General features: G+C 63.1%; 24 protein-coding genes. 14 read left to right on the forward strand and 10 right to left on the reverse strand.

Going from position 1 to position 23319, the window contains the following annotated elements:
• Positions 1-7 precede the first annotated feature (7 nt).
• A complete protein-coding gene (locus U8326_RS10515; protein WP_324740209.1) occupies positions 8-2533 on the reverse strand; it encodes an ABC transporter permease in 2526 nt (841 codons plus the stop codon).
• Complete coding sequence (locus U8326_RS10520; protein ID WP_324740210.1) at positions 2530-3231, reverse strand: ABC transporter ATP-binding protein; 702 nt, start codon at positions 3229-3231, stop codon at positions 2530-2532. Before U8326_RS10520 ends, U8326_RS10515 begins: the two co-directional genes overlap by 4 nt.
• Here U8326_RS10520 and U8326_RS10525 point away from each other — a divergent pair.
• The gene (locus U8326_RS10525) at positions 3230-3946 is read left to right on the forward strand and encodes an arylesterase (protein ID WP_324740211.1); all 717 of its coding nucleotides are present in this window, start codon (positions 3230-3232) and stop codon (positions 3944-3946) included. The two genes, U8326_RS10520 and U8326_RS10525, sit on opposite strands and share 2 nt — an antisense overlap.
• 10 nt (positions 3947-3956) lie before the next feature.
• Here the strand turns inward: U8326_RS10525 and U8326_RS10530 are convergent, their stop codons facing one another.
• Together U8326_RS10530 and U8326_RS10535 are read right to left on the reverse strand one after the other, a co-directional pair.
• A complete protein-coding gene (locus tag U8326_RS10530; protein ID WP_324740212.1) occupies positions 3957-4148 on the reverse strand; it encodes a hypothetical protein in 192 nt (63 codons plus the stop codon).
• A gap of 83 nt (positions 4149-4231) precedes the next feature.
• Positions 4232-5266 carry a S66 peptidase family protein gene (locus U8326_RS10535; protein WP_416385473.1) on the reverse strand — a complete coding sequence of 345 codons (1035 nt, stop codon included), beginning with the start codon at positions 5264-5266 and terminating at the stop codon, positions 4232-4234.
• 312 nt (positions 5267-5578) lie between these two features.
• Between U8326_RS10535 and U8326_RS10540 the strand changes: the two genes are divergently transcribed.
• The 3 genes from U8326_RS10540 to U8326_RS10550 are packed head-to-tail and all read left to right on the forward strand — an operon-like array spanning position 5579 to position 9830.
• Positions 5579-6319, forward strand: coding sequence for an ABC transporter ATP-binding protein (locus U8326_RS10540; RefSeq protein WP_324740213.1), 741 nt, complete (start codon positions 5579-5581; stop codon positions 6317-6319).
• Positions 6316-8679 (forward strand): ABC transporter permease, encoded by a 2364-nt coding sequence (locus U8326_RS10545; RefSeq protein WP_324740214.1) that lies wholly within the window; start codon positions 6316-6318, stop codon positions 8677-8679. The genes U8326_RS10540 and U8326_RS10545 overlap by 4 nt, the downstream gene beginning before the upstream one ends.
• A complete protein-coding gene (locus tag U8326_RS10550) occupies positions 8679-9830 on the forward strand; it encodes an efflux RND transporter periplasmic adaptor subunit (protein ID WP_324743582.1) in 1152 nt (383 codons plus the stop codon). The genes U8326_RS10545 and U8326_RS10550 overlap by 1 nt, the downstream gene beginning before the upstream one ends.
• A 24-nt stretch (positions 9831-9854) precedes the next feature.
• Here U8326_RS10550 and U8326_RS10555 read toward each other — a convergent pair whose 3' ends face one another.
• Together U8326_RS10555 and U8326_RS10560 are read right to left on the reverse strand one after the other, a co-directional pair.
• Complete coding sequence (locus U8326_RS10555; protein ID WP_324740215.1) at positions 9855-11249, reverse strand: hypothetical protein; 1395 nt, start codon at positions 11247-11249, stop codon at positions 9855-9857.
• A gap of 273 nt (positions 11250-11522) precedes the next feature.
• The gene (locus tag U8326_RS10560; protein WP_324740216.1) at positions 11523-13571 is read right to left on the reverse strand and encodes a TonB-dependent receptor domain-containing protein; all 2049 of its coding nucleotides are present in this window, start codon (positions 13569-13571) and stop codon (positions 11523-11525) included.
• Between the two features lie 80 nt (positions 13572-13651).
• Between U8326_RS10560 and U8326_RS10565 the strand changes: the two genes are divergently transcribed.
• Together U8326_RS10565 and U8326_RS10570 are read left to right on the forward strand one after the other, a co-directional pair.
• A complete protein-coding gene (locus U8326_RS10565) occupies positions 13652-14056 on the forward strand; it encodes a MerC domain-containing protein (protein WP_324740217.1) in 405 nt (134 codons plus the stop codon).
• Between the two features lie 104 nt (positions 14057-14160).
• A complete protein-coding gene (locus U8326_RS10570) occupies positions 14161-14847 on the forward strand; it encodes a DUF1826 domain-containing protein (protein WP_324740219.1) in 687 nt (228 codons plus the stop codon).
• A 30-nt stretch (positions 14848-14877) separates the two neighbouring features.
• On the opposite strand, the gene U8326_RS10575 is transcribed toward U8326_RS10570, so the two are convergent.
• Positions 14878-15192 carry an AraC family transcriptional regulator gene (locus tag U8326_RS10575; protein ID WP_324740220.1) on the reverse strand — a complete coding sequence of 105 codons (315 nt, stop codon included), beginning with the start codon at positions 15190-15192 and terminating at the stop codon, positions 14878-14880.
• 932 nt (positions 15193-16124) lie between these two features.
• Here U8326_RS10575 and U8326_RS10580 point away from each other — a divergent pair.
• The 8 genes from U8326_RS10580 (at position 16125) to U8326_RS10615 (ending at position 21900) form a co-directional block, all read left to right on the forward strand.
• The gene (locus tag U8326_RS10580; protein ID WP_324740222.1) at positions 16125-17228 is read left to right on the forward strand and encodes a Fic family protein; all 1104 of its coding nucleotides are present in this window, start codon (positions 16125-16127) and stop codon (positions 17226-17228) included.
• A 119-nt stretch (positions 17229-17347) separates the two neighbouring features.
• Positions 17348-17551, forward strand: coding sequence for a helix-turn-helix transcriptional regulator (locus tag U8326_RS10585; RefSeq protein WP_324740224.1), 204 nt, complete (start codon positions 17348-17350; stop codon positions 17549-17551).
• Between the two features lie 107 nt (positions 17552-17658).
• Entirely contained in the window at positions 17659-18825 is a 1167-nt protein-coding gene (locus U8326_RS10590) for a tyrosine-type recombinase/integrase (RefSeq protein ID WP_324740225.1), read from the forward strand.
• Positions 18788-19429 carry a hypothetical protein gene (locus U8326_RS10595; protein ID WP_324740226.1) on the forward strand — a complete coding sequence of 214 codons (642 nt, stop codon included), beginning with the start codon at positions 18788-18790 and terminating at the stop codon, positions 19427-19429. The genes U8326_RS10590 and U8326_RS10595 overlap by 38 nt, the downstream gene beginning before the upstream one ends.
• Positions 19430-19546: 117 nt before the next feature.
• Positions 19547-19756 (forward strand): helix-turn-helix transcriptional regulator, encoded by a 210-nt coding sequence (locus tag U8326_RS10600; protein ID WP_324740227.1) that lies wholly within the window; start codon positions 19547-19549, stop codon positions 19754-19756.
• A complete protein-coding gene (locus U8326_RS10605) occupies positions 19753-20034 on the forward strand; it encodes a hypothetical protein (RefSeq protein ID WP_324740228.1) in 282 nt (93 codons plus the stop codon). The genes U8326_RS10600 and U8326_RS10605 overlap by 4 nt, the downstream gene beginning before the upstream one ends.
• Positions 20031-20186: a hypothetical protein gene (locus U8326_RS10610; protein ID WP_324740229.1), complete on the forward strand. Its 156-nt coding sequence runs from the start codon at positions 20031-20033 to the stop codon at positions 20184-20186. Before U8326_RS10605 ends, U8326_RS10610 begins: the two co-directional genes overlap by 4 nt.
• Positions 20173-21900: an AAA family ATPase gene (locus tag U8326_RS10615; protein WP_324740230.1), complete on the forward strand. Its 1728-nt coding sequence runs from the start codon at positions 20173-20175 to the stop codon at positions 21898-21900. The genes U8326_RS10610 and U8326_RS10615 overlap by 14 nt, the downstream gene beginning before the upstream one ends.
• Before the next feature lie 23 nt (positions 21901-21923).
• Here U8326_RS10615 and U8326_RS10620 read toward each other — a convergent pair whose 3' ends face one another.
• The 3 genes from U8326_RS10620 to U8326_RS10630 all read right to left on the reverse strand — a co-directional run bounded on the left by U8326_RS10620 (position 21924) and on the right by U8326_RS10630 (position 23305).
• The gene (locus U8326_RS10620) at positions 21924-22193 is read right to left on the reverse strand and encodes a hypothetical protein (RefSeq protein ID WP_324740231.1); all 270 of its coding nucleotides are present in this window, start codon (positions 22191-22193) and stop codon (positions 21924-21926) included.
• 62 nt (positions 22194-22255) lie between these two features.
• Positions 22256-22483 carry a hypothetical protein gene (locus tag U8326_RS10625; protein WP_324740232.1) on the reverse strand — a complete coding sequence of 76 codons (228 nt, stop codon included), beginning with the start codon at positions 22481-22483 and terminating at the stop codon, positions 22256-22258.
• A 198-nt stretch (positions 22484-22681) separates the two neighbouring features.
• Positions 22682-23305: a hypothetical protein gene (locus U8326_RS10630; protein ID WP_324740233.1), complete on the reverse strand. Its 624-nt coding sequence runs from the start codon at positions 23303-23305 to the stop codon at positions 22682-22684.
• Positions 23306-23319 lie beyond the last annotated feature (14 nt).

Raw genomic sequence — 23319 nt, forward strand, 5'->3', positions numbered from 1 at the left:
ATATCCGCTAGAGTTGGCGAAGCGCGCGGGCTGGCCGGACGGACATCAGCGGAATCGATCCGGCGATACCAATGCCGAGGGTGAGCAGCGCACCGCCCGCGAGCGTGCCGAGCATCGCGGCCCAATCGGGCGCCCAGCCGAAATCGAACACATGCACGATCACATACCAGGCGGCCACGGTGCCGAGCGCGAAGGATACGAGAGCGAGCGTCCCGGCAACCAGCGCATATTCCAGCGCCTGCGCTCCGAGCACCTGAAGCCGGGTCGCGCCCAGGGTCTTGAGCATCACGCTGTCGTAGCTGCGCGCCTGGCGCGAGGCCGAGATCGCGCCGATCAGCACCGCGATCCCCGCGAGGATCGCAATGGAGGCGGCGGCCAGGATCGCGCTCGACATCTGCTCGAGCAGGCCGCTGATCTGGCCTATCACATCCTTTACCGCGATCACCGAAACGCCGGGAAACGCACCCAGCAGAGCGCGCGTCACGGCGCCATCGCGCCCAGCAGGAGCGGTGACGGTCGCCGCCAGGCTATGGGGTGCCGCGGCGAGGGTGTTGGGGGAAAAAACGAGCACATAGTTGAAGCCCATGGTGTCCCAGTTGACCTTGCGCAGCGAGGCGATCGAGGCCTCTATCTCGCGGCCGAGCACATTGACGGTAAGGGTGTCGCCCACCCCTATGCCCAGGGTTCTGGCGGCTTCTTCATCGAGCGAGATGAGCGGCGGCCCGCTGTAATCCTGCGGCCACCACCGGCCGGCGACGAGATCGCTCCCCTCCGGCAAGCGCGCGCTGTAAGTCACGCCCCGCTCGCCGCGCAGGAACCATGCGCCCTCAGGAATCTCCGCCAGATCGGCCACGCGCTGCCCGGCATAGGCGACGATCGTGCCGCGCAAGGCCGGAACGATATTGATCTGCGGATCGCGCGCCTCGCCCGCAACCAGGGCGCGGAAGCGATCCTCCTCGGCGGCGGGAATGTCGAGGACGAAAAGGCTGGGCGCCGTCTTGGGCACCGTGCGGCTGATTTCGGCGTTGAGGCTGGTCTGGATGCCCGCAAGGGTGACGAACAGGGTGAGCGCAAGGCCAAGCGCGATCACCAGCGCCGAGGTCTGCGCGCCGGGCCGGTGAAGATTGGCGATGGCAAGGCGCCAGAGCGGGTGGCGCAGGCGCGGCGCACGCCGGGCCAGCCGGCTCACGGCCAGGCCGATCGACAGGAGCACGACCAACACGGCGGCGGTCGCGCCCAGCACCGCAGCCGAAAAGAGCGGTTCGCGCGCAGTGAGCAAGGCCAGTGCGATCAATGCGGCAACGGCCGCCCCCACAATCATCATGCTGCCGCGGTCGATCCAGCGGTCAGGATCGACGAGCGCGCGGAAAATCGCCGCGGCGGGCTGGGTGCGGGCGCGGGCCAGCGGGGGCAGAGTGAATATCAGCGCGATCAGCAGGCCATAGGCCGCGCTGGTGGCAAGCGGCAGCGGATGGAGGTGGAAACCGGGGCGCACCGGCAGCATGTCGCCAGCGAACGTCACGATGGCGGATGGGAGAAGCGCCCCCGCGACCAATCCCGCACTGATCGCCAGCGCAGCGACCGCCCCGACCTGCAGCAGGTAAATGCGCGCGATGTCCCCTGAGCTTGCCCCGAGCACCTTGAAGGTGGCGATGCTGGCGCGCTTGAGCGCGAGATAGGAGGAGACGCCGTTGCTGACGCCGATCCCCGCGATCACCAGTGCCGCCAGTCCGATCAGCGAGAGGAACTGGCCCATGCGTTCAAAGAACCGGTTCGCGCCGGGCGCGGCACGGTCGCGATCCTTGAACTCCCAGCCCGCCGAGGCGTAGCTTTTCTCGAGCCCCTCGCGAAGGTCATCAATATCGGCCCCGGGCGCGGTCCGGATGCGGTATTTGCTCTCGAACAGGCTTCCCGGCTGGAGCAGTCCGGTGCGGCGCATTCCCTCGATGGAGACCAGCGCGACCGGCCCGAGGGTAAAGCCCTCGCCCACGCGATCCGGCTCGTCCGCGATCACATCGGCAATAGTGAAGATGGCATTGCCGTAGCGCAGCTGGCCGCCCCGCGCGACGCCCAGGCGTTCGGCGAGCGCGTCGCCGATCAGGACATGATCGGGCGGCAGCGGCGCGGCATAGCGGCCATTGCGAAGCGCCAGCGTGCCGTAAAGCGGATAGGCTGCGTCGACGCCTTTCAATTCGGTGAGGACGGCCAGAGGAGCGTTCCCCGCCCCGCCATCGGCGCGCTGGGCCATCGCCCGCATCCGGATCGTTTCGCTCATGGTGCCGAGCCGGCGAAACGCCGCCTTGTCGTCCGCGCCGGCTTCCCGCTGCGTCATGGAGATTTCCAGATCTCCGCCGAGCAGCGTCTGGCCCCGCGCGGCAAGCTCATCCGTGATCGACGCGGTCAGGCTGCCGATTGCGGCAAGCGTCGCCACGCCCAGGAACAGGCAGATGAAAAGCAGCCGAAGCCCGCGAAAACCGGCATGGAGATCGCGACGCGCGATCCGCCAGCTCTCGCGCCAGGCGAGGCCGTTCAAGAGGCGCGCCCGGCTACGATCCGGCCGTCCCGCATCTCGACGATGCGGCCGCAGCGTTCGGCAAGCGAGGGATCGTGGGTGATGATGAGCAAGGTCGCGCCCGCCGCCCGCTGGCGCGCGAAGAGCAGGTCGATCACCGCCGCCCCGGTCGCCGCGTCGAGATTTCCGGTCGGCTCGTCGGCGAAGAGAATGCCGGGACGAGGAGCTACGGCGCGCGCAATCGCCACGCGCTGCTGCTCGCCGCCGGAAAGCTGGGCGGGATAGTGATCGAGCCTGTGGCCCAGCCCCACCGCCGCCAGTTCCTCCGCCGCCCGCGCGAAAGCGTCGGCATCGCCGGCAAGTTCCAGCGGGACCGCGACATTCTCGAGCGCGGTCATGGTGGGCAGCAGATGGAAGGATTGCAGAACGATCCCGATCCGGCCCCGGCGCGCGCGCGCCAGCGCATCCTCGTTCAACGACCCGAAATCGATCCCGCCGATGACGACAGTGCCACCGCTGGCGCGTTCCAGCCCCGAGAGAACCGCCATCAGCGAGGACTTGCCCGAACCCGAGGCGCCGAGAATGGCGATGCTCTCGCCCCGCGCGATGTCCAGATCGATACCCTTCAATATCTCGACCGGCGCGTCGCGGGTTCCAAGCGAGAGGGTGACATTGCGTGCGTGAATCGCGATATTGGTCGGGTCGATTGGCGCATGCATGAAGAAAGGACGCTCCTTGACGGGAAGGTTTTGGCAATATGGTGCGTCATTGCTCATTGTCCAACTGGCTATAGGCTGCTCGCCGTCTACGCCCGAACGGGCCGATGCGCCGAACCGAGCCAGCGCGACCGCCACCGCATCAACCCCAGCCGCCGATGCCAGGCTCGTCGTCGTATTCGGGGACAGCCTGTTCGCGGGCTACGATCTCGCGCCCGATCAAGGCTTCGCGCCCGCGCTGGAACGCGGGCTGGCAGCACAGGGAAGCAAGGCGCGGGTCTTCAATGCCGGCGTATCCGGCGACACCAGCGCGGCAGGGCTGCAGCGGCTCGCCTTCACTCTGGACGGCCTCGACCGCAAGCCCGACCTGATAATCGTCGGCCTGGGCGCGAACGACATGCTGCGCGGACTCAGCCCGGATGCGACCCGCGCCAATCTCGACGCTATTCTGGCCGAACTCAGGAAACGCGGGATTCCGGCGATGCTGACCGGCATGCTCGCCGCCCCCAATATGGGCGCGGATTATGCAGCGGCCTTCAATTCGATCTATCCCGATCTCGCGAAGAAATACGGGGTGCCGCTCTACCCGTTCTTCCTCGACGGCGTGGTGGGGCATCGCGACCTGCTTCTGCCCGACGGCATGCATCCGAACGCCAAGGGCGTGGATGCCATCGTCACGCGGGTCCTGCCGCTGGTGGCCGCCGATCTGGCGGATTGAACGGGGCAAGTCATTGCCCGTCCGCGGCCCGCCGAGCCGCCGGTATCTCGATTGCCGCGGCAAGCCCGCCCATCGCGCTATCGCCCAGGACCAGATCGCCATCGAAACTCGCGACGGCCTTCCGGGCGATGGCCAGCCCAAGCCCGGAGCTACTGGGTGAGCGTGAACGCACGCTTCTGAGGCCAATGAGGGGGAGCCTCATGCGCTCCCTCTACGGCGATCCGTAGAGGGAGCGCGCCCGGTTTCCGGCAGCCCCGGTGATGCAGGGGCCGCCGAGAGAAGCCTTCAACTCACCGCAGGTTCCAGAATGCGGATCGTTCCCGCCGCCGCATCGATCTCGGCCCGCACCCCGACCGGAATGCTGATCTGGTGGGAAATATGCCCGATCATCGCGCCCTGGAAGGCGGGCACCCCCAGCGGCGCAAGGTGCTGCTCCAGCACCTCATAGACCGTAAAATTGCTGAAAGACGCGCCGGGGTTCGTGCAATTCGTGCATTGCCCGAAGACCACGCCCGCGACGCGCCCGAGAATGCCGCTCAGCGCAAGCTGGGTAAGCATGCGGTCGATACGGTACTCGGCTTCGTTGACATCTTCCAGGAACAGGATCGCCCCCTCGAAATCAGGCAGATAGGGCGTCCCGACCAGCGCCGAGAGAACCGACAGATTGCCGCCCAGCAGCGGCCCCCGCGCCGTGCCGGGCCGGAACGTCCGGATGCGGAATTGCGACTGGACCAGCCGGTCCTCCCCCGCGGCCGGATTGCGGTAGGTCGGCGTCGCGGCGTCGAAGACCAAGCCCCGGAACGACCGCCAGGCCGCATCGCTCCATGAATGGGCCACGTTCGGTCCCTGGATGCCCGGACAGGTTGTGCGCGCGGCCAGCGCCATATGCAGCGCGGTAATGTCACTGGAACCGATCAGCAGTTTCGGATTGGCGCGGATCAGGTCGAAATCGAGATGGGGCAGGATGCGGGCGCAACCCCAGCCGCCGCGCACCGCGAAGATCGCCTGCACCTCCTTGTCCTCGAACATGCGGGTGACCTCGGCGGCGCGCAGCTTGTCCTCCCCCGCGAGATAGCCGTAGCGGTCGAGCAGATGCGGCGATGGCTTCGGCACCAGCCCCATGGCCCGGATCGTCTCCGTGATCTGTTCCAGACCGAACCGGTCGGCGACGAAGCCCGCGGGCGCGACAAGGCCGACGGTGTCGCCCGCCCGCAGCCGGCGCGGCATTCCGGGCCGGGACGCGATGGCGGAACCGGGCGCCATCGCCAGAAGCAACGCAGTGGAGCCCAGGCTTGCGATGGCGGTTCGTCGGCTGATCATGATCCGAACCTATCTTCAATCATGCCGGGCCGCGACCGAAAATAGAGCGCCGCCCGAGCATAGCCGCCAACATCCGACGGATGCCCGCTGGCACGGAAAACCTTGCCTTTGCCCCTTGATCCTGGGCAAGGAAACAGCTTCTCGCCTGTGCTCATTCCATATTTGCGGGAGCGCGGGGCATTTCGCCGCCGGTCTCGCGAAGAAACGGATGGGGCAAGACATGTGCTGCACAGCGGATCGGGCGGGAATGGCGGCGGCACGGAAGCGCATCATTGCCGGGGGTCGTCCCACGGGATACACTGCGGGCCGCCGATGAGCGGAACATCCACCCATCCCGAAGGCGAAACGAAGCCCGCAGCCTTCCGGGGTTCCGGCCTGAGCAAGGTCTATCGCACGGGAGAGACCGAGGTCCACGCATTGCGCGGGGTCGATCTCACGATCCCCGCCGGCGAGATCCTCGTGCTGCTCGGCCCTTCCGGCAGCGGCAAGTCCACCCTGCTCAACATCATCGGCGGGCTCGACCGGCCGACGGAAGGCACCCTGTTCTATCGGAATATCGAGCTGACCGCGCTGGACGAGGAAGGGCTGACCCGCTTCCGGCGCGCGAATGTCGGCTTCATCTTCCAGTTTTACAACCTGATCCCCAGCCTGACCGCCGAGGAGAATGTCCGCCTCGTCACCGACATCGCCGAAGCTCCGATGGACGCCGGGGAAGCGCTCGCGCTGGTCGGGCTTGCCGAGCGGCGCGACCATTACCCGGCGCAGCTCTCCGGCGGCGAGCAGCAGCGCGTGGCGGTGGCCCGCGCCATCGCCAAGCGGCCGGGCGTGCTGCTTTGCGATGAGCCGACCGGCGCGCTCGACAGCTCCACCGGAATCCGCGTGCTGGAAACGCTGGCCCAGGCCAACCGGGAACTCGGCACCACGGTCCTCATCATCACCCACAACGCCGGGATCGCCGCCATGGCGCACCGGGTGCTCCATTTCCTCGACGGGCGGATCGCGCGGGAATACGAGAACGACCGCCCGATCGAACCGGCGGAGATCACCTGGTGAAGGCGCTCGATCTCAAGCTGGTGCGCGATCTGTGGCACATGCGCGGCCAGGCGCTGGCCATCGCGCTGGTGCTCGCGGCGGCGACCGCGACCTTCATCCTTTCGACGAGCGTCCATCGCTCGCTCACCGAGACCCGCGACGCCTATTATGCGCGCAACGATTTCGCCGATGTCTTCGCCAGCATGACCCGCGCCCCGCGCGGCATCGTCGCGCGGGTGGCTGAAATTCCCGGCGTCAGGCGCGCCGAAGGCTCGATCCAGCAATTCGCCACGCTCGATTTTCCCGATCGCGTCGAACCGATGCGCGCCCTGATCAATTCGGTGAACGAGCATGGCCATTCGCGGCTCAACCGCCTGACCTTGCGGCAGGGGCGCATGCCCCATCCGGGCCAGCCCAGCGAGGTGGTCGCGGACGAAGCCTTCGCCGAGGCCAACGCTCTGGCGATCGGCGCCAGCATGGATGCGCTGATCTATGGGAAGAAGCAGCGGCTGACCATCGTCGGCATCGGCCTCGCGCCGGATTATATCTACGCGCTCGCGCCGGGCGATCTCATCCCCGACAATTCCCGCTTCGGCGTGTTCTGGATGGGCGAAGAGGCGCTGGAAGCGGCGACGGACCGGACCGAGGCGATCAATACGCTCGCCCTCACCCTGGAACGCGGCGCTTCGGAAGGGGATGTCATCCGCCGGATCGATTCCCTGCTCGCTCCCTATGGGGGCACCGGGGCCTACGGGCGGGAGGATCATCTCAGCCACGCCTTCCTGGAAAACGAGCTGATGCAGCTCGACGCGATGACGAAGGTGATCCCGCCGGTATTCCTGCTGGTCTCCACCTTCCTCGTCTATATCGTGCTGGGGCGGATGATCCGCACCGAACGCACGCAGATCGGGCTTATCAAGGCCTTCGGCTATTCGGACTGGGCGATCGGCTGGCATTATCTCAAGTTCGCGGTCGCAGTCGCGCTGCTGGCAACCATGCTCGGCTCCCTCGCCGGCATCTGGATAGGCAGGGCGATGACCCAGCTCTATGCCGAATATTACCGTTTTCCCTTTCTCTATTACCGCCTTTCTTCCGGCATTGTCCTGGGCGCCGCCGCACTCGCGATCGGGGCGGCGGGCCTGGGCGCGCTCGGCGGGATGCGCGCGGCGATCAGGCTCACTCCCGCCATCGCCATGTCGCCGCCCGCGCCGCCCGCCTACCGCGCCGGAATGGTGGAGCGGCTTGGGCACAAGGCCGGCTTTTCCGCCATCGGCCACATGATCGTGCGCCATATCGCCCGCTGGCCGGGGCGCTCGGCGGTCACTTCCTTCGGCGTCGCCCTCTCGATGGCGCTGCTCTTCGCCACCATGCAGTTCCTGGACGCGAGCCGGACGATGCTAAATTCCTATTTCTTCCGCTCCCAGCGCCAGGATCTCACGGTGAGTTTCACCGAGCCGCGCAACGAGGACGCGATCTTCGCGCTGGCCCAGATCCCGGGCGTGCAGCGTGTCGAGGCGACGCGCGCCATCGCGGTGAAGATGAGCCACGGGAACCGGGTGGAACGCACCGCGATCGAAAGCTCCGGCCCGGATTCCCTGCTTTCCGCCCGGATCGATAGCGACGGAAACGAGATCGCCCTGCCGCCGGCGGGGCTGATGCTGAGCCGCCAGCTTGCCGACCAGCTGGGAGTGCGCGCGGGGGACAGCGTCCATGTCGAAATGCTCGGAGGGCGCCGCACCCGGATGATGCAGCCCGTGGTCAGCATCGTCGACGAGTTCATCGGCGCACGCGCCTATGCCGCGGAGGCGACGCTGGAAGCCCTCGCCCGCGACGCGGCGCCGGTCGGCGCGGCCTTGCTGAAAATCGACCCCGATGCGCGCAGGGACATCCTCGCCCGGCTCAAGCAGATGCCGGTCGTGCTCGGCGTGACGGAGCGGGACGCGGCGCTGGAGCTGTTCGAGGAGATGCTCGACGAGAATCTCTTCACGATGATGTTCTTCTACATCTCCTTCGCCTCGGCGATCACGGTCGGCGTGGTCTACAACAGCGCGCGAATCCTGTTTTCCGAGCGCGCGCACGAACTCGCGACGCTGCGGGTGCTCGGCTATCATCGCAGCGAGGTCGGCATCGTCCTCCTGGGCGAGCTGGCCTTGCTCGTCGCCGCGGCGGTGCCCTTCGGCTGCCTCATCGGCTACTGGATGGCGCAACTGATGACCGCGATGTTCAGCTCCGATCTTTTCCGCCTGCCTTTCGCGCCTTCCCGCGCGACCTACGGCTATTCGATATTGATCGTGCTCGCAGCAGCGCTGGCGACGGCCTTCACGGTCGCGCTCAGGGTATTGCGGCTGGACATGGTGAGAGTACTGAAGGCGCGCGAGTGATGTGGGACAAGGTGAAACGCTGGCGATGGGCCATGGCTGGAGCAGCGATGCTGCTGCTCGGCCTTGTGTACGCCTTCTGGCCCGCTTCGGTGCCCGTAGACACCGCCAGGGTAACGCGCGGCGCCATGGCGGTGGGAGTTACCGACGACGGTGTGACGCGAGCCGAGGACTATTATATCGTGTCCGCGCCGGTCACCGGCTACCTCTCGCGCATCGAGCTTGAGGCAGGCGACGAGGTGACGCGCGGCGCGCTGATAACGCATATCACCGGCCGTCCCTCCACCCCGCTTGATCCGCGCAGCGCGCAGGAACTGCGCGGCGCCCTCGCCGCCGCCCAGGCAGCCGCAAGCAGCGCGCAGGCCACGCTCGCCCAGGCCAGAAGCGACCGCGCCCGGGCCGAGGAACTCGCCCGGCGGGGATTTCTTCCCAGGGCGCAGCTCGAGGCGGCACGCACCCGCGTTGCGACCGGCGAGGCCGCGCTCGCCCAGAGCCGGGCCGAAACCGCGCGCATTCGCGCGATGCTCGGCCAGCCGGTCGGATCGGCTGGCACGCCCGTGCCGGTGCGCGCGCCGGCCAGCGGCTCCGTGCTCTCGGTCATCACCGAAAGCGAAGGCGTGATTGCCGAAGGCGCGCCGATCATGACGATCGGCGATCCGCAGAAGATCGAAGTCGTGGTCGACCTGCTTTCGCGCGAGGCGGTGCGGATTAAGCCAGGCGACCGGGTCGAGATCACCCAATGGGGCGGCCCTGCCCCGCTGATCGGCCGGGTCGAACAGATCGAGCCTTTCGGCAAGCTCAAGATTTCCGCGCTCGGGATCGAGGAACAGCGGGTCAATGTCATCGTCCATTTCGACGAGAATGCGGCGAAAGAGGCCGCCCGATTGGGCCATGGCTACCAGGTCGATGCGACCATCATCCGGTGGCGCCGGCCGGACGCGCTGCGCGTGCCGATCGGCGCGCTGTTCCGCGGGGGTGACGGCGGCTGGCGCGTCTTCGTCGTGAAAGGCGGGCGGGCGGAAGAGCGCGCCCTTGCCATCGGCCAGATGAACGACACCTTCGGCGAAGTGACCAAAGGCCTTGCGGAAGGAGACGAGGTGATCCTCAATCCCGGCAACGCGCTGACCGGCGGCGCACGGATAAAGGCGCGCTGAGCAGGCTTATCGTCTCGGCCCCGCTTACCGGCCTATCAGGCCTAGCGCGTGGCGGATGAAAGCGTCACGGTCGAGCACCCAATTCGCATCCGCCGGAAGCCTGGGATCGGTAAAGGTCCAGCCTTCCTGCGAATAGGCACGCCCAATTCGCCCGGTCGTGTTGAACGCCAGCGACACCATGCGTTGCTGGGCCAGCGTGGTGCGCTCATTCCCCCGGACCACCGTGCTGCCCGGCTCAAGGCCGGTTCCCTGCGGCCTGAGCGCGAATACATAAGGCTCGGTCCGAAAGCTCTCGACCGACGTGTTCTGGAATACCGAGAGATAGACCTGATCCAGCACGGACAGGGGCGATGCGGGCATCCGCCAGTTCGGGCTGACCAGCAGGTTCCAGGGATAATGCTCGCGCGGCCCGTAGATGATCTCGGTGCGCAAATCGACAAGCGTGTCTCGCGGGTCTTGCGCCGGTGCGAAGCGCTTCAATCTGAGGTTGTTCGACCAGGTAAAGCCGAAGGCGGAAATATCTATCAGCGGCATTGCCGAAGGCGGCTGGCTATTCGGAAGGTTCGAAACCGTCACATTCTCGTAGACGCGAAGATAGGCCTTGTCCTTGAGCTGATGCCCGCTCGCGATGTTTTTCCACGCAAGCTGGCCGCGCCAGCTGGAATTGCGGAAATGGGATACCAGCGTGCCATTGATGTAAGTCCCGTGCTCCTGATCGACATTTGTGCCGACATTTCCGGCGATCTCGCTGTCCTCGATGTAGAGCATCGTTTCGCCGCCGGGCGCGAACACGGCGTTCTTGCCGCCGAAAATTTTCGAGCGGCGGACAACGGCCGAAAACAGTCCGGGCCGCGTCGTGCCGTCCACCTCGAGATGGAGCGCGCCCTTGGCTTCGACGGCGCCCGGGAAATCCAGCTCGATATCACGCATTTCGAAATGGATTCTCTGCGCCCCGATTTCGAACATGCGCAGGTTTATGGTCGCCCATTGGCCACCAGTGCGGAACGTAACCCGCCGCCCGGGAATGGAAGAACGCAGAATATATTGCGTGCCCTGCAGAGAGCCCGCGATCTGGGGCAACCACGGGGAAAACGGATATACGCAGGGGCGGCCAGCGCCATCGACGGCTTCATAGATAAACTCATATCCGCCTTCGGCCCGTCCATAGAGCGAAGCGGCATCGCGCCCTTCATACACTTCCTGCCCGGCGGCGCGCGATGCCTCGCATTTGATGAACAGGGTGATCGCCGGCACGCGCAGACCCTCCATCGGCATGTAAAAGGGATACCGATTGTCGCGGTCGGATGGCGACAGGTCCGGCGTTTCTTCGGCAGCGGAAGCCTCGCCTGGCCCCGCGAAGCCGACTGCCGCCGCCATTGCCAGGCCCAGGATGAATCGCGATCGATAAGCCGCCGGCATCGACATCTCCTTCTTACCAGATGGCCCGCCGACACTGCCGATGAAAGGTGAACGAATGGCTGCCGTCGCGGACATCGGCATCGCTTCGCTCGACCGGGACAGGCGCAGGCGGACATGCGGACATCGTCCACCATGCCACCGGACAGGGCGTGAAGGAACTGCGATCCCGATCGCGCGCGCAGTCGGGCACGATCCAAAGTGGCGCGGAGGAGCAGAAGACCCCGGCCTGCCTCTCCGCGCCTGAGGCGTCCGCCCAGCGGACGCCCCACCCCATCAAAAGCCCGCGCGCAATCCGAACACGAAGTTGCGGCCGCGCAGGGGCGATGCGTTCTTGATGAACGAGGCATGGTTGAAGGCCAGCTCATTGGCCAGATTGGTGCCGCGCAGGAAAAGCTCGACATTGGCGCTGGGGCCAAGTTCGAGCTTGTAGGCCAGCGTCGCGTTGAGCATGTCATAGCCCGAGGTGCGGGTCTCGAAGGCCGCGATCCTGTCCTGCTCGAAGACGTGATAATATTCGACGTCGGCCGACAGCGGCCCCCATTTGCCGTCCACGCGCACGCCGAGCCGGGCAGCCGGAATGCGCGGCAAATTGCCCAGCCCGCTCTTGAACCTGGCGCGGACATAATCGCCGAACGCCGACACGGCGAAATCGGGCGTGAACTGGTGCCGGATCTCGCCGTCGATGCCGGTGAATTTGGCATCGGCCGCCGTGTAGCGGATCAGGCGGAAGTCCTCGAACTGGTCGAGCGTGTCGGCGAAGATGTAATCGTCGAAATCCTGATGATAGGCCCCGATGGTGAAGGTCGTGGCCCCCGCCGTCTTGCGGAAGGTGAGGTCGATCGACTTGGCCGTTTCCTTGCCGAGCGTCGCCGTGCCAAGCTCGTAGGTGTTGGTCGCGAGGTGGACGCCGCGGGCATAGAGTTCCTGCACATTGGGCGCGCGCTGCGAGCGGGCGAGCGACAACGCCAGCGAATAGTCGCCATCGATATCCCACACCGCCGCGCCTGAAATCGAGAAAGGACGATGGTTGATCTTCCGGTCGAGCGTCGTCTCGATCCTCTGCCATTCGTGGCGGGCGGCCAGCTCGAACCGGACAGGCCCCGCCTGCAGCGTCTCCATCAGGAAGAGCGCCGTATTGGCGGTCTCGCTTTCGGGCAGGAAGGCTTTCTCGCCGACCGCGCTGAACTCGCTGTTGGAATGCTGAACGCCGAACACCCCGCGCAAGCCGCCAATCGGCTTGTGGGTCAGCTCGAAGCGGAGATCGTGCGCCTTGTTCCTGAAGGTCGTGGCGACCTCGTCCTCCTCGATCTCGTCATGCTCATAGTCGGTGAAGGACATGCGGAAGCGCATCTTCTCGAAGCCCGGCAGCAAATCGCGATACTCGCCCCGGATGTCGAAGCGCTCGCTCCTGAGCTTCACGAAGGGCACTTCCTCATGCTCATGTTCATGGTCGTGATCGTGGTCATGATCCTCCTCGTCATGCCCGTGTCCGCCGCAGTGCAGGCTGCTGCCATGGGGGTGGCAGTCCTCATATTCGTGGCTGTGGCCAGGCAGCCCATATTCGCTGCGCTGGCGCGTGTAGGCCGCGCCGAAATAGCCGTCCGGGCCGACCCAGGAGCCGCCGACGCTGACAGTGGAGGTGTCGTTGTAGGAACCATCGACATGCTTGTCTCCGAACCGCTTCGGCACCCGGTAATCGTCCGACCTGCGATGGACGCCCTCGACCCGGAAGGCGAATGGCCCGATCCCGGCGGTCAATCCGCCGACCAGCGAGCGTTCGTCGTCCGCGGTGCCGAGGCGGCCTTCCACCGCGCCCGAGACGCCCCCTTCGGGAATCGCGGTCGGCACCTTGTCGTCGAGCAGGTTGATCGCGCCGCCGATGGCGCCCCCGCCGTAAAGCAGAGTGGCAGGCCCGCGCACCACTTCGATCCCGCGCAGCAGAAGCGGCTCGGTGGTGACGGCATGGTCGGGCGAGATCGCCGAAGCGTCCTGGATATGAGAGCCATCGGAAAGCGACTGGACGCGCGGCGCGGTCTGGCCGCGAATCACGGGCCGGCTGGCCCCGCCGCCGAAATTGTCGAAATTGATGCCGGGCTGCCCGGCAAGCGTGTCGCCCAGCGTTGCCTGGCGCCGATGCACCAAATCCTCGCCCGAGAGAGTGATGACCGGCGTCGCGGTCTCGTCCGCCTTCTGTTCGAGCGCCGAGGCCGTCACCACGATGTCGCGATCTGCGGTGCTGCCGGCCTGGGCGGAAGCCAATGCCACCTGCGGCGCCATTGCCGGAATCGAGGCTGCGGAGAGGAGAAGGACACGAATTTTCACGGAGAGCACCTTATTCTGCTTGAGACAGAGGGTCTGTTAGGTGACGTTATATCATAACTCAAGCAGGATTCTGAACCCACATGCCCGACAATGATTTACAACGCAGCTCCGGCCAGCGCCCGGCCAATGTCATCGAGGGAGCGGCGGTGTCCGTATCGCTGCTCTGCCTGATGCATTGCCTGGCGCTTCCGATCCTGCTGCTGCTCCTTCCCGGCGCCCTCGGTCTTTTCGCCCGGTCGGATGCCTTCCATTATGCCGCTCTGGCGCTGGTCGTTCCCGCCGCGCTGGGGGCATTCTGGCTTGGCTACCGCAAACATCGCATGCGCCGCCCCGCCATCCTGGGCCTTGCCGGCGCAGCATGTCTTGCCATCGCCCTGCTTCCAGGGGTCGGAGAAGGCGGCGAATTGTGGTTCACCATCGCAGGGAGCCTGCTTCTGATCGCAGGCCACGCAATGAACTGGCGGCTCAGAAGCCATGCGGCCTGATCGGACCGTGTCGCAAGGTGGAAAGGCTCGCATCCCGAGCTTGCATGAGCCACTTCTAAAGTTATGATATAACATATCTCATTCGGATTGAATAAGGCAGGATCATGGTATTGACCCAATTGCGGAAACGGGCCGCGGGCAAGGAGGCGCACTCGCTCGCCGGAGCAGCGACGGCAGTGCTTGCTTCCTGCCCTACCGCGCTTCGCCAGATTCACCATCGGCATACGGCACTGGCGATCTGGCGGCGCAGACTTGCCGGCGACGTGGCCCGCGAACTGGCAAGCCTCATATTGGATGATGTCGACGACATGATTTTCGCAAGCGAGAGCGGCGCGCTGGAAGCAGCGCTGGCCGGGGCCATGGAGCAAGCGGGCTATCCCGATATGCCCGCGCTCAGGGCCGATATCGCCATGCTCGCGCGCCAGCACGCGGCAATCACGGACGACCGCCACGCAAGGATCAGGCTGGAGGTGGTGGAAACCGACTCCTGCCGGAAGTTCCACGCCGATTATGTGAAGGTCAGGACCATCACCACCTATCTCGGCCGGGGAACGCAGTGGATCGAAGCGGAATCGGCCGAAGGCGCGCTTGCGCCGGATGGGCCGGGGATCGAGCAGGTGGCGACAGGCTCGGTCGCAATGTTCAAGGGACGTCTCTGGCAGGAGAACCCGACGATCCTGCATCGCTCGCCGCCGATAGGAGATTCGGGAGAGCAACGGCTGGTGCTGGTGATCGACCCCGCTCCGGCCCAGGATGAAATGCGGATCGGATCGGGAAGATCATGCATGTGAAGCCGGGCATTGAGGCAGCCGGCTCCGGCTTCATCGGAGATACTGGCTGGGAGAAACACCGAAGGCGCGCCGGAACATCGCGCTGAAGCTGCTCGGGCTGTCATATCCTACTTCGAAGGCGACCTGGGCGATGGGCGTCCCCGACGACAGCAGCGCCATGGCTTCCATCAATCGCGCCTGCTGACGCCACATGGCGAAGCCGATGCCCGTCTCCCGCCGGAATGCGCGGGTGAAGGTTCTTCGCCCCATCCCGGCGATCCTGGCCCACTCATCTATATCGCGTGGATCGGATGGCCGCTCCAGAAGGGAACCGCAGACCCGCAGCAGACGGGGGTCGTCGGGCATGGCGAGTTCGTGCTGCGATCCCGCAACCTTGGCAAAGGCTGTGTTTGCTCCATAGAATTATTCTACTTCTTCAAAAGAAAACCGAAGAAAATCTAGCAAGTTTCAAAGGATTTACAATCATTTATAGGTTACTACAATATTTACCAGATAAATTAAGCTACGCGGGCCATTCTCGAATAGTATGACTCTTCCTCTTGTTGTCGCTCGGAAAATCGGGGCCGCCAGCGCCCCGCGCAGTCGCGACACGGCGCCTGATCCCGGTCGATAGATAGCGCAACCACGGCATTGGCGGGCATACCGGCGCTGAAGCCCCGCCGCCAAGGGCGTCTGACAAATCCGATGATGGGAATGCGATAAGGGGCGGCCTGACGAGCTGCTGATCGGCTCCGTCGCGCAATCGGCCTGACGGATAGACCCCACGCTATGAGCGGCAAGGCGCAATGCGTTATGCAACCGCAGAGCCGACAGAGGAGCCATGGCCCCTTAATAATGCGGCAAGCTATTAATTAATGGTGAGTTCTGCTGGATTCGAACCAGCGACCTACTGATTAAAAGTGTGATTTTTCAGTAGTTTACTCCAATTCATTTTGCCTCATTCCGCTCGCTTGGTCAATGAATTTTCGACTCTTGGGCAATGCATTCCGGATCAGCGCATGTCACGGTCCATCATTCAAGCAAGGTGCCTCTGTTACCCTCCTGATGCCCGCGACATGCGTTCGATTGAGACTGCAAATCTGGAAAATGTCGCGCGGCACTTGGTGCGACTTGACCGCGAGGAGGTCGATCCAAAGCACCCCCCGGTGATGCAACATAACGTGGGAGAGGGAGCCTTGTCAGGGCGAAAGCGGGTTCAGTATCGTGATCGATAAATTGTCATTTTATAAATCATAATTTGCCACTATCATGATCGATAAAGGAGCGCGTTATCGATCATGCGGTGGAACTGGCAACAACCCGACTGGCCGAACTTCACCTATGATCCTGCGCGTCTGCGGGCGGCAGAGGAGCGATTCATACGAGGGTCAGGCGTTATCGTCGGCGCGCTGCTTCATGTGAATGGCGAGCAGAAACAGGCGCTGACGGTTGATCTTATAACTCAAGAGACGGTGGACAGCTCCGCAATCGAAGGGGAAATTCTCGACCGCGCGAGTGTCCAATCGTCCATTGCCAAGCATCTCGGCCTCAAAGCCGATCATAGGCGTGCGAACCCAGCCGAAGCCGGGGCGGCTGAGCTGATGGCTGACGTTTGGCGGACATTCTCCGAGCCGCTGACCGATCAGGCATTATTTGATTGGCACGGAATGTTGATGACCGGCAGGCGCGATCTTGCGAACGTTGGATGTTACCGTTCCAATCCCCAACCGATGCAAATCATATCCGGTGCGCTGCACGCGCCCCGCGTCCATTATGAAGCGCCGCCGTCTAGCCGCGTTCCGAAAGAAATGGCCGCCTTCATCGCATGGTTCAATGGTACGGCTCCGGGAGGCGCGAATCCGCTCCCTGTACTCACGCGTTCGGGTATCGCCCACATCCGGTTCGAATCGATTCACCCGTTCGAAGACGGCAATGGGCGTATTGGTCGAGCGATCGCCGAAAAGGCACTGGCGCAAACCATCGAGCAGCCGAGCCTCACCGCACTGGCCGAAACCATTCACCGGCACCGCAAGGACTATTACGAGCATCTGCATCGCGCCAGCACAACCAACCAGATTGACGAATGGCTAGCATGGTTCGCTGACATCGCGCTCGAAGCGCAGCAACGCACCCTGACGCGCGTTCGGTTCCTCATCGCCCAGACGCGGATGCTCGATCGGCTTAGCGGCCACATCAACGAACGGCAGGAGAAGGCATTGCTCCGCATGTTCGCCGAAGGCCCCGATGGCTTCAGGGGCGGCCTCAGCGCCAAGAATTATCGGACGATTACCGATGCCACGACTGCGACGGCAACGCGCGATTTGGCCGAACTTGTGAGGCTTCGGGCTCTTCGCCGTGAAGGCGAAAGGAAATCGAACTCGCTACTACCTCGTCTTGGATGAACGATAATCCAGGCCAAGCGAAATTCCCGTCTTGGGTTGAGCTACACCTAGGATTTCCTTTGAGATTTCGCTGACCGGGTGATTATTGAGCTGCCATCGCAAACGATGGAGCAGATGATATGGACAGCATTTTCCTTACTCGCGCCGATTTGAAGAAACGGGGCATCAATATCTCGAATACAACGATGTTGCGCTTGGAGGCGAAGGGCCAACTCCCGAAGCGGCGCTATCTGACTCCGAGAACTGTCGTCTGGAACCGAGCGGAGATCGACGAATTTGCAGCGCGGTTGTTCGAGGATAGTGGCGGCAATGAAGATCGCTAGGTCGATACGGCCTGCACTTTTCCGTCTCAGGTCATCCGCAACCTAGGATTTTCTTTGAGATTTGGTCAATCAGGTGATTATTGAACTGCCATTCGAAAGGATGGCAGATGACAAAAGCTCTAACAAACAAGACCTTAGAAGCACTGAAGCCGACCGGAAAACGCTACTCGGTGCATGATGCACATTGCCCCGGCCTTTCCGTGCGGGTGAACGCGAACGGTACGAAAACCTTCACAGCGAGCTATCGCTATGGCCGGAAGCAACGACGCCTGACGATCGGCCGCTATCCAATCATCAGTCTCGCCGAAGCCCGCGATAAGGCGCGGGCAGCATATCGGGAGATTCTGGAAGGGGTCGATCCGCAGGCTGTTCGCCGTCGCAAGAACATGAACCTGCGCGAAGGCGTGGATGCATTCATCGAGCAATATGCCAAGCCGCGCAATCGGTCATGGCGGGAAACCGAACGTGTTTTGACGCGCGAACTCGTGACCCGCTTCGGTGAACGCGATCTGCCCCTTATGACGCGCGCCGACATTCTCGAAGCCGCCGATGCCGCCATTGCGCGTGGCGCGCAATATCAAGCCAATCGAATCGTCTCTTACAGCCGCAAGATGTTCAACTGGTTCCTCGAACGCGGGATGATCGAAACCAGTCCGCTCTTGGGCGTTCGCGCACCCATGCGTGAGCAGTCACGGGATCGGGTGTTGACGCGCGATGAAATCACGCGGCTGATCGGCGGATGCCGGACCGAACCTTTCCCTTTTGGTCCCTACACCCTGTTGCTTTTGGCAACAGCCCAACGGCGTAGCGAAGTTGCCAATATGCGGTGGTCGGAAATAGATTGGGAGCGGAACGTCTGGGAACTGCCCGCTGCCCGATCGAAGAATGGCAAGGCGCATGAAGTGCCGTTGTCGCCGTTCGCCTTGGCTATCCTCAAGGACATCCCCCGATTCGAAGGCTCGGACCTTGTGTTCACGACAACGGGCTATTCCCCGATCAGTGGGATCACCAAGATGGTCCTGCGCATTCAGGCCAAGTCCAAGACCGCAAATTGGCGCCTCCATGACCTTCGCCGCACGGCTGCATCGGAAATGGCCCGCATGGGCATCGCGCTGCAAGTCGTCGAGAAGGTCTTGAACCACGTATCGGGCACGATTTCGGGCGTGGTGGCGGTCTATAATCGCTACGGCTATGATCCTGAAAAGCGGGATGCTCTGAACAGATGGGGGGAATTTCTTGAGGAACTTCAAGGCGGAAGCGCAGAGCCTGTTTGATGCTCAAACCATGGCCGAATTGGCGGACATCCTCGGCATAACCGGCGATACGGCCATAGCAGCCTTCCAGATCGGCCTGATCGACCTTTGCGCACATTATCGGGAAGTGATCTCGACGCTGCCCTGCGACTTGCCGGACGCGCCATTCAATCTATCGTTGACCAAGCGCGCGGATTGGCTGGATGTGAACGTCATCAACCCATGTGAACGCGTGCAAGCAGCGATTGGTGAGGATATGCGCCCGATGTTCTCGACATGGCCCTATCCGCTGTCGATCCCAGTATTTCGTGACAACACGACTATGGCGCGCGAACTTGCCGACCTGTTGCAACAGGCGACCAAGCTCAGGGATCAGCTTCGCGGGCAGCAGTCAGACGATGCCGGGCACAGTCAGGAATTGAGGGCGGAGGTGTTTGCATCGGTCGCGCGCCTGCTGCGCGAGCATTGCCCGTCCGTGAACCCCAACAGAGGCGTCTATGACCCCGAACTACGCCGCCGCGTCGGGGTCTATGTGGACGCGTTCCGGCTGATCTTTCGCAAGATCACCGGCGTCGAAGAGAACCTCGATCGGTTGATTTGCGGGGAGATTTCGCTGCCGTCATAGGTGCCTGTGCACATTGGAACGGAAACGCCGTTTCTCTGTGCCATCGGCTCTGTAGAATCTCTTCGCCGTCTGGGAATATTTCGTTGCCGTCGATGACGACAATGGAAGGAAAATCTCATGACGGCCTTAAATAACAACAAGATACTTCTGGTACGCGGCGACTTGTCGCGCCTTGGTATTAAGCTCTCCAACACCACCATGCTCCGGCTTGAGGCGGCGGGCAGGTTTCCGAAACGCATCCGCATCGGAGCGCATTCGGTCGCTTGGCTGGCCTCCGAAATTCATGCCCATATCGAAGCGCTTGCAGCGGCGCGGGAGGCGGCATGATGATCTTCGATTACAGAGGTGAAAAGATCGGCTTCGGTGAGCCGCTTATCAACAATGTGGTGCACATCGACTTCGAAGTAATCTCCACGTGTCGATGCTGTGGAACCGAGATCGAGAAAGCAGAAAAACGGATGGGGTTTGAGACCAACCTTCCGTTTGAGGACATCCAGCAATGGTTGGGGACCACCGGGGCCATAACCCGCATCATGGATTTGGTTCAGATGGAGGCGAAGCGTGTAGGAGCGGTTCGTGATGATTCCGAGGGAGGCGACGCATGACGCGATTCCTTGGATATCTCTATCTTCACGCGCCAGACCCGGACAATCGCGGGCAACATGTGACCTATCGGATCGCGGTCGAAGCCGAAGAAGCTGGCGACACAAGCGAGAAGGCTGGCGAAGCTGAGGAGGCCGACGATGAGCAAAATTGAGCTCACGCCTCTGGCCAAACGTAAATTCGGGGCGGCGCAGGCCGCCCTGAAAGCATCCATGCGTGTCGTCGCGCTGCAACCCCGCTCCAAGGTGCCTGACACGCGCTTTTGCGCCAGCGGGGCGGATAGCGCGACCGAGGAAGCCTTGATAGTCAGGCAATGGCTGAGCGAAGATCCGTCGATCAACCTTGGGGCTGTGGCGAAGGCATCGCCGGTCCTCATTATTGACGTGGATGGACCGGAAGGAGAGGCGGCGCTGAAACGGTTCGGGCCGTTGCCTCCCACGCGCGAAACGATCACCCGCAATGGACGGCATCTCTATTTCCGCCACGCTGGGCGGATCAGGGGAAGCAAGATCGGCTTGGAGCCTAAGCTGGACATCATTGCGTCCGGTTATGTGTTGCTCCCGGAGTCCGCACATCCCGAAGGTGGGCGTTATCGGTCGGATGAACCGGCAGCACCTATCGCCAAGCTGCCGGGGCGGGTGCTCAATGCCATTCTGGCGCGGAGCAGATCGCTCAAGCCGAAGAAGACGCAGGCGAGCGGCGGCGTTATCCGCAAAGGTTCGCGCGATAACCGCCTGACCAGCTTAGCCGGGTCATTCAGACGGCAGGGGTTCGATGACGAGGTAATCACCACCGCACTCCATGCGGTGAATGAAGCACATTGCAATCCGCCGCTGCCAGACAAGGATATCGAACGAATCGCATCCAGCGTCATGCGCTACGATCCAGCCGACGATGAACTGTTCGAGACCATGGCGAATGTGACGCCGCGTGACGTCGATTTCCTCTGGGAACCCTATTTCGTGCGCGGGGCGATCAACCTGCTCGAAGGCGATCCGAACGTCGGCAAGACCTTTCTGTTTTGCGAGCTGGCGGCGGCCGTATCCAGCGGGCGGGGACTGCCGGGGCAGAAAAAGCCGAGAGCGGGCAACGTCCTCTTCATGAGTGCGGAGGATGACCCGGAAACGACGTTGGTGCGGCGGCTCATGCGGATGAATGCTGACCTGTCCCGCATCACCTTCTCCAAGAAGTTTTTCCGGCTGGAGGAAGAGGCGTTGGGCTGGATTGAAAAGCATATCGTCGCGCAAAAGGCGGAATTGCTGATCCTCGACCCGCTGCTGGCTTACATGCAGGGCGGCATCGACATGAACAAGGCGAACGAAACCCGCCCTTTCATGGCGCGGCTGGCTGAACTCGCGAAAGCGACCAACGTCACGGTGATCGCTCTGCGGCACTTGACCAAGGGGGAGAAGGACAAGGCGATCTTTCGCGGTCTCGGGTCGGTCGACATCACGGCGGCCGCGCGATCGGCGGTGCTGATCGGCCAGCACCCAGAGAATGACGATCTCCGGGTCATGGTCCATATCAAGCACAACCTGTCCGAACGTGGGCCGTCGCAAATCTATGCGCTGGTCGATGGCGACCGGAGCAAGCGGATCATCCCGAAAGTCGAATGGCAGGGCGAATGCGAACTCGGGCCGGAGGACTTCCTCAAATCCAGCGAGAAGGTTGGACGGCCCGATACCGAAATCAAGGCGGCGATTGAATTCCTCGAAACGGCGCTGACCAAAGGCGAACGCCGGATCGCGGAGGTCATTGCCGACGGTGAAAAACGCTCACATTCGGCTCGCACCGTGCGGCGTGCTGCCAAGTCGTTGGGCGTCATCAAGGTCGGGCAACGCTGGAAACTGGCCAATATTATCCCATAGGGGAGTTCTGGCCAGTTTTTCGCTTAACGATCGGCGGTAAGGGCCTTTCGCGCTTCATCCAGCGCCTTTGACCCTGCCGCCCACTGCCACGGTTGGCGGGCGACATGATCTTTGCCGAGGTTTGGATATTGCCGTGTCTGTTTGGCCGCAAGGCGCAGCAGCATACGGGCGTCGCGGGGTGAAATCTTCAATTCGCGCGCGAGTTGATCGAGCGTGATCGTGGAGGACGTGGTTTCGATTGCCGGGCTCGCGGTGGCGGGTTTCGTGGTTGGGCTCGTGGTCATGTCGGTCATCTCCTTTGGTTGGGACCGACATTTCCATTAAGATGGGTTCGGAAGCCGTGTCAGGAGAAATCCTAGGAATCCCAGTCGATTTCCATGAGCGGGATCGAGAAGAACGCTTTTCCGTCAGTGAAGACATATTCGTCATCATCGCTCCCGATCTCGAACGTGTAGCGATGCCCGTCCACATCGATATGGATGATCTCGTCGGGCGTATGGATTACATCGATCGCCGCACCGGGGAATAGCGCCTGCGCATGGGATAACAGATGCGACCGGTCGAGCGGTTGGTCGTCGGACATGATGGCCTCCTTTCGTTGACCATCACCCCATTAAGATCACGGAATGCGCCGTGTCAGGAAAATTCCCGCGCGACCCATTGATTGCGAAGAACATTCGGAAATGCTCCGAGTGAACCATTCCCGCGATACTTGCCCGACCCACTGATTAGAAATGAGGCCATCGCGTGGGTGCGGATCGCGGAATTCCGCATCTCGGACTTATCGGTGTTTGTCGCTGGGCATCCGTCGGGCACCAGACCGATTAGCAAGATTGCGCAGCCGATCGAGATATAGTGTCTTCGCTTCTAACTCCGCCTGCCGGAGTCGTCGCACCATATCGATCCGATTACGTCCGCGCGGGCGCGGCTCACTCCCCGCCCCAGACAGGCGGCTGCGTAGCTTGGCGGCTTTGCGGCGTGCACGGGAACATTCATTCATCCCTTGCACCGCATAGCTTAGCCGTTGCGCCTCGCGTGAGCCGAACCGGCCTCCAGCATAGTAGATCACTTCGCAGCGCCGAGCGGTGAACGGGCAGATGAAGTAGCAGCGATGGCCGCCGAATGGTGATGGCAACATTTCGATAGCGACGTGCTGTTTGATGGTGCCACCGGGCATATCGGCGCTGATCGCCATGACGCCGCCGCGTTCAATGTCGCTGAGATCGATACGAAGGCGCGCACTGGACAGGCTGAGACCGCCGATCGACCAGTGCACGGTGTCGCATGTGCATTCACCGGCACGAACGACGCCCAGCCGCCGCAAAGCGCGAATATCGAGCGCCAGTGTATCCTCGACATTTCCGATATGCGTTGAAGGCCGCGCGCCTGATCCAATGCCGCCCATGAAAGCCTCCTTCA

Source organism: Tsuneonella sp. CC-YZS046 (assembly GCF_035581365.1).
In the GTDB taxonomy this organism is placed as follows: Bacteria; Pseudomonadota; Alphaproteobacteria; order Sphingomonadales; family Sphingomonadaceae; genus JAWKXU01.

Excerpts from the sequence above, each read along its gene's own strand:
- U8326_RS10525 (WP_324740211.1), top strand. The coding sequence starts at position 3,230 with ATGAAGAAAGGACGCTCCTTGACGGGAAGGTTTTGGCAATATGGTGCG.
- U8326_RS10520 (WP_324740210.1), bottom strand. The coding sequence starts at position 3,231 with ATGCATGCGCCAATCGACCCGACCAATATCGCGATTCACGCACGCAAT.
- U8326_RS10530 (WP_324740212.1), bottom strand. The coding sequence starts at position 4,148 with ATGAGGCTCCCCCTCATTGGCCTCAGAAGCGTGCGTTCACGCTCACCC.
- U8326_RS10535 (WP_416385473.1), bottom strand. The coding sequence starts at position 5,266 with ATGATCAGCCGACGAACCGCCATCGCAAGCCTGGGCTCCACTGCGTTG.
- U8326_RS10540 (WP_324740213.1), top strand. The coding sequence starts at position 5,579 with ATGAGCGGAACATCCACCCATCCCGAAGGCGAAACGAAGCCCGCAGCC.
- U8326_RS10550 (WP_324743582.1), top strand. The coding sequence starts at position 8,679 with ATGTGGGACAAGGTGAAACGCTGGCGATGGGCCATGGCTGGAGCAGCG.
- U8326_RS10555 (WP_324740215.1), bottom strand. The coding sequence starts at position 11,249 with ATGCCGGCGGCTTATCGATCGCGATTCATCCTGGGCCTGGCAATGGCG.
- U8326_RS10565 (WP_324740217.1), top strand. The coding sequence starts at position 13,652 with ATGCCCGACAATGATTTACAACGCAGCTCCGGCCAGCGCCCGGCCAAT.
- U8326_RS10570 (WP_324740219.1), top strand. The coding sequence starts at position 14,161 with ATGGTATTGACCCAATTGCGGAAACGGGCCGCGGGCAAGGAGGCGCAC.
- U8326_RS10575 (WP_324740220.1), bottom strand. The coding sequence starts at position 15,192 with ATGCCCGACGACCCCCGTCTGCTGCGGGTCTGCGGTTCCCTTCTGGAG.
- U8326_RS10580 (WP_324740222.1), top strand. The coding sequence starts at position 16,125 with ATGCGGTGGAACTGGCAACAACCCGACTGGCCGAACTTCACCTATGAT.
- U8326_RS10585 (WP_324740224.1), top strand. The coding sequence starts at position 17,348 with ATGGACAGCATTTTCCTTACTCGCGCCGATTTGAAGAAACGGGGCATC.
- U8326_RS10590 (WP_324740225.1), top strand. The coding sequence starts at position 17,659 with ATGACAAAAGCTCTAACAAACAAGACCTTAGAAGCACTGAAGCCGACC.
- U8326_RS10600 (WP_324740227.1), top strand. The coding sequence starts at position 19,547 with ATGACGGCCTTAAATAACAACAAGATACTTCTGGTACGCGGCGACTTG.
- U8326_RS10605 (WP_324740228.1), top strand. The coding sequence starts at position 19,753 with ATGATGATCTTCGATTACAGAGGTGAAAAGATCGGCTTCGGTGAGCCG.
- U8326_RS10610 (WP_324740229.1), top strand. The coding sequence starts at position 20,031 with ATGACGCGATTCCTTGGATATCTCTATCTTCACGCGCCAGACCCGGAC.
- U8326_RS10615 (WP_324740230.1), top strand. The coding sequence starts at position 20,173 with ATGAGCAAAATTGAGCTCACGCCTCTGGCCAAACGTAAATTCGGGGCG.
- U8326_RS10620 (WP_324740231.1), bottom strand. The coding sequence starts at position 22,193 with ATGACCGACATGACCACGAGCCCAACCACGAAACCCGCCACCGCGAGC.
- U8326_RS10625 (WP_324740232.1), bottom strand. The coding sequence starts at position 22,483 with ATGTCCGACGACCAACCGCTCGACCGGTCGCATCTGTTATCCCATGCG.
- U8326_RS10630 (WP_324740233.1), bottom strand. The coding sequence starts at position 23,305 with ATGGGCGGCATTGGATCAGGCGCGCGGCCTTCAACGCATATCGGAAAT.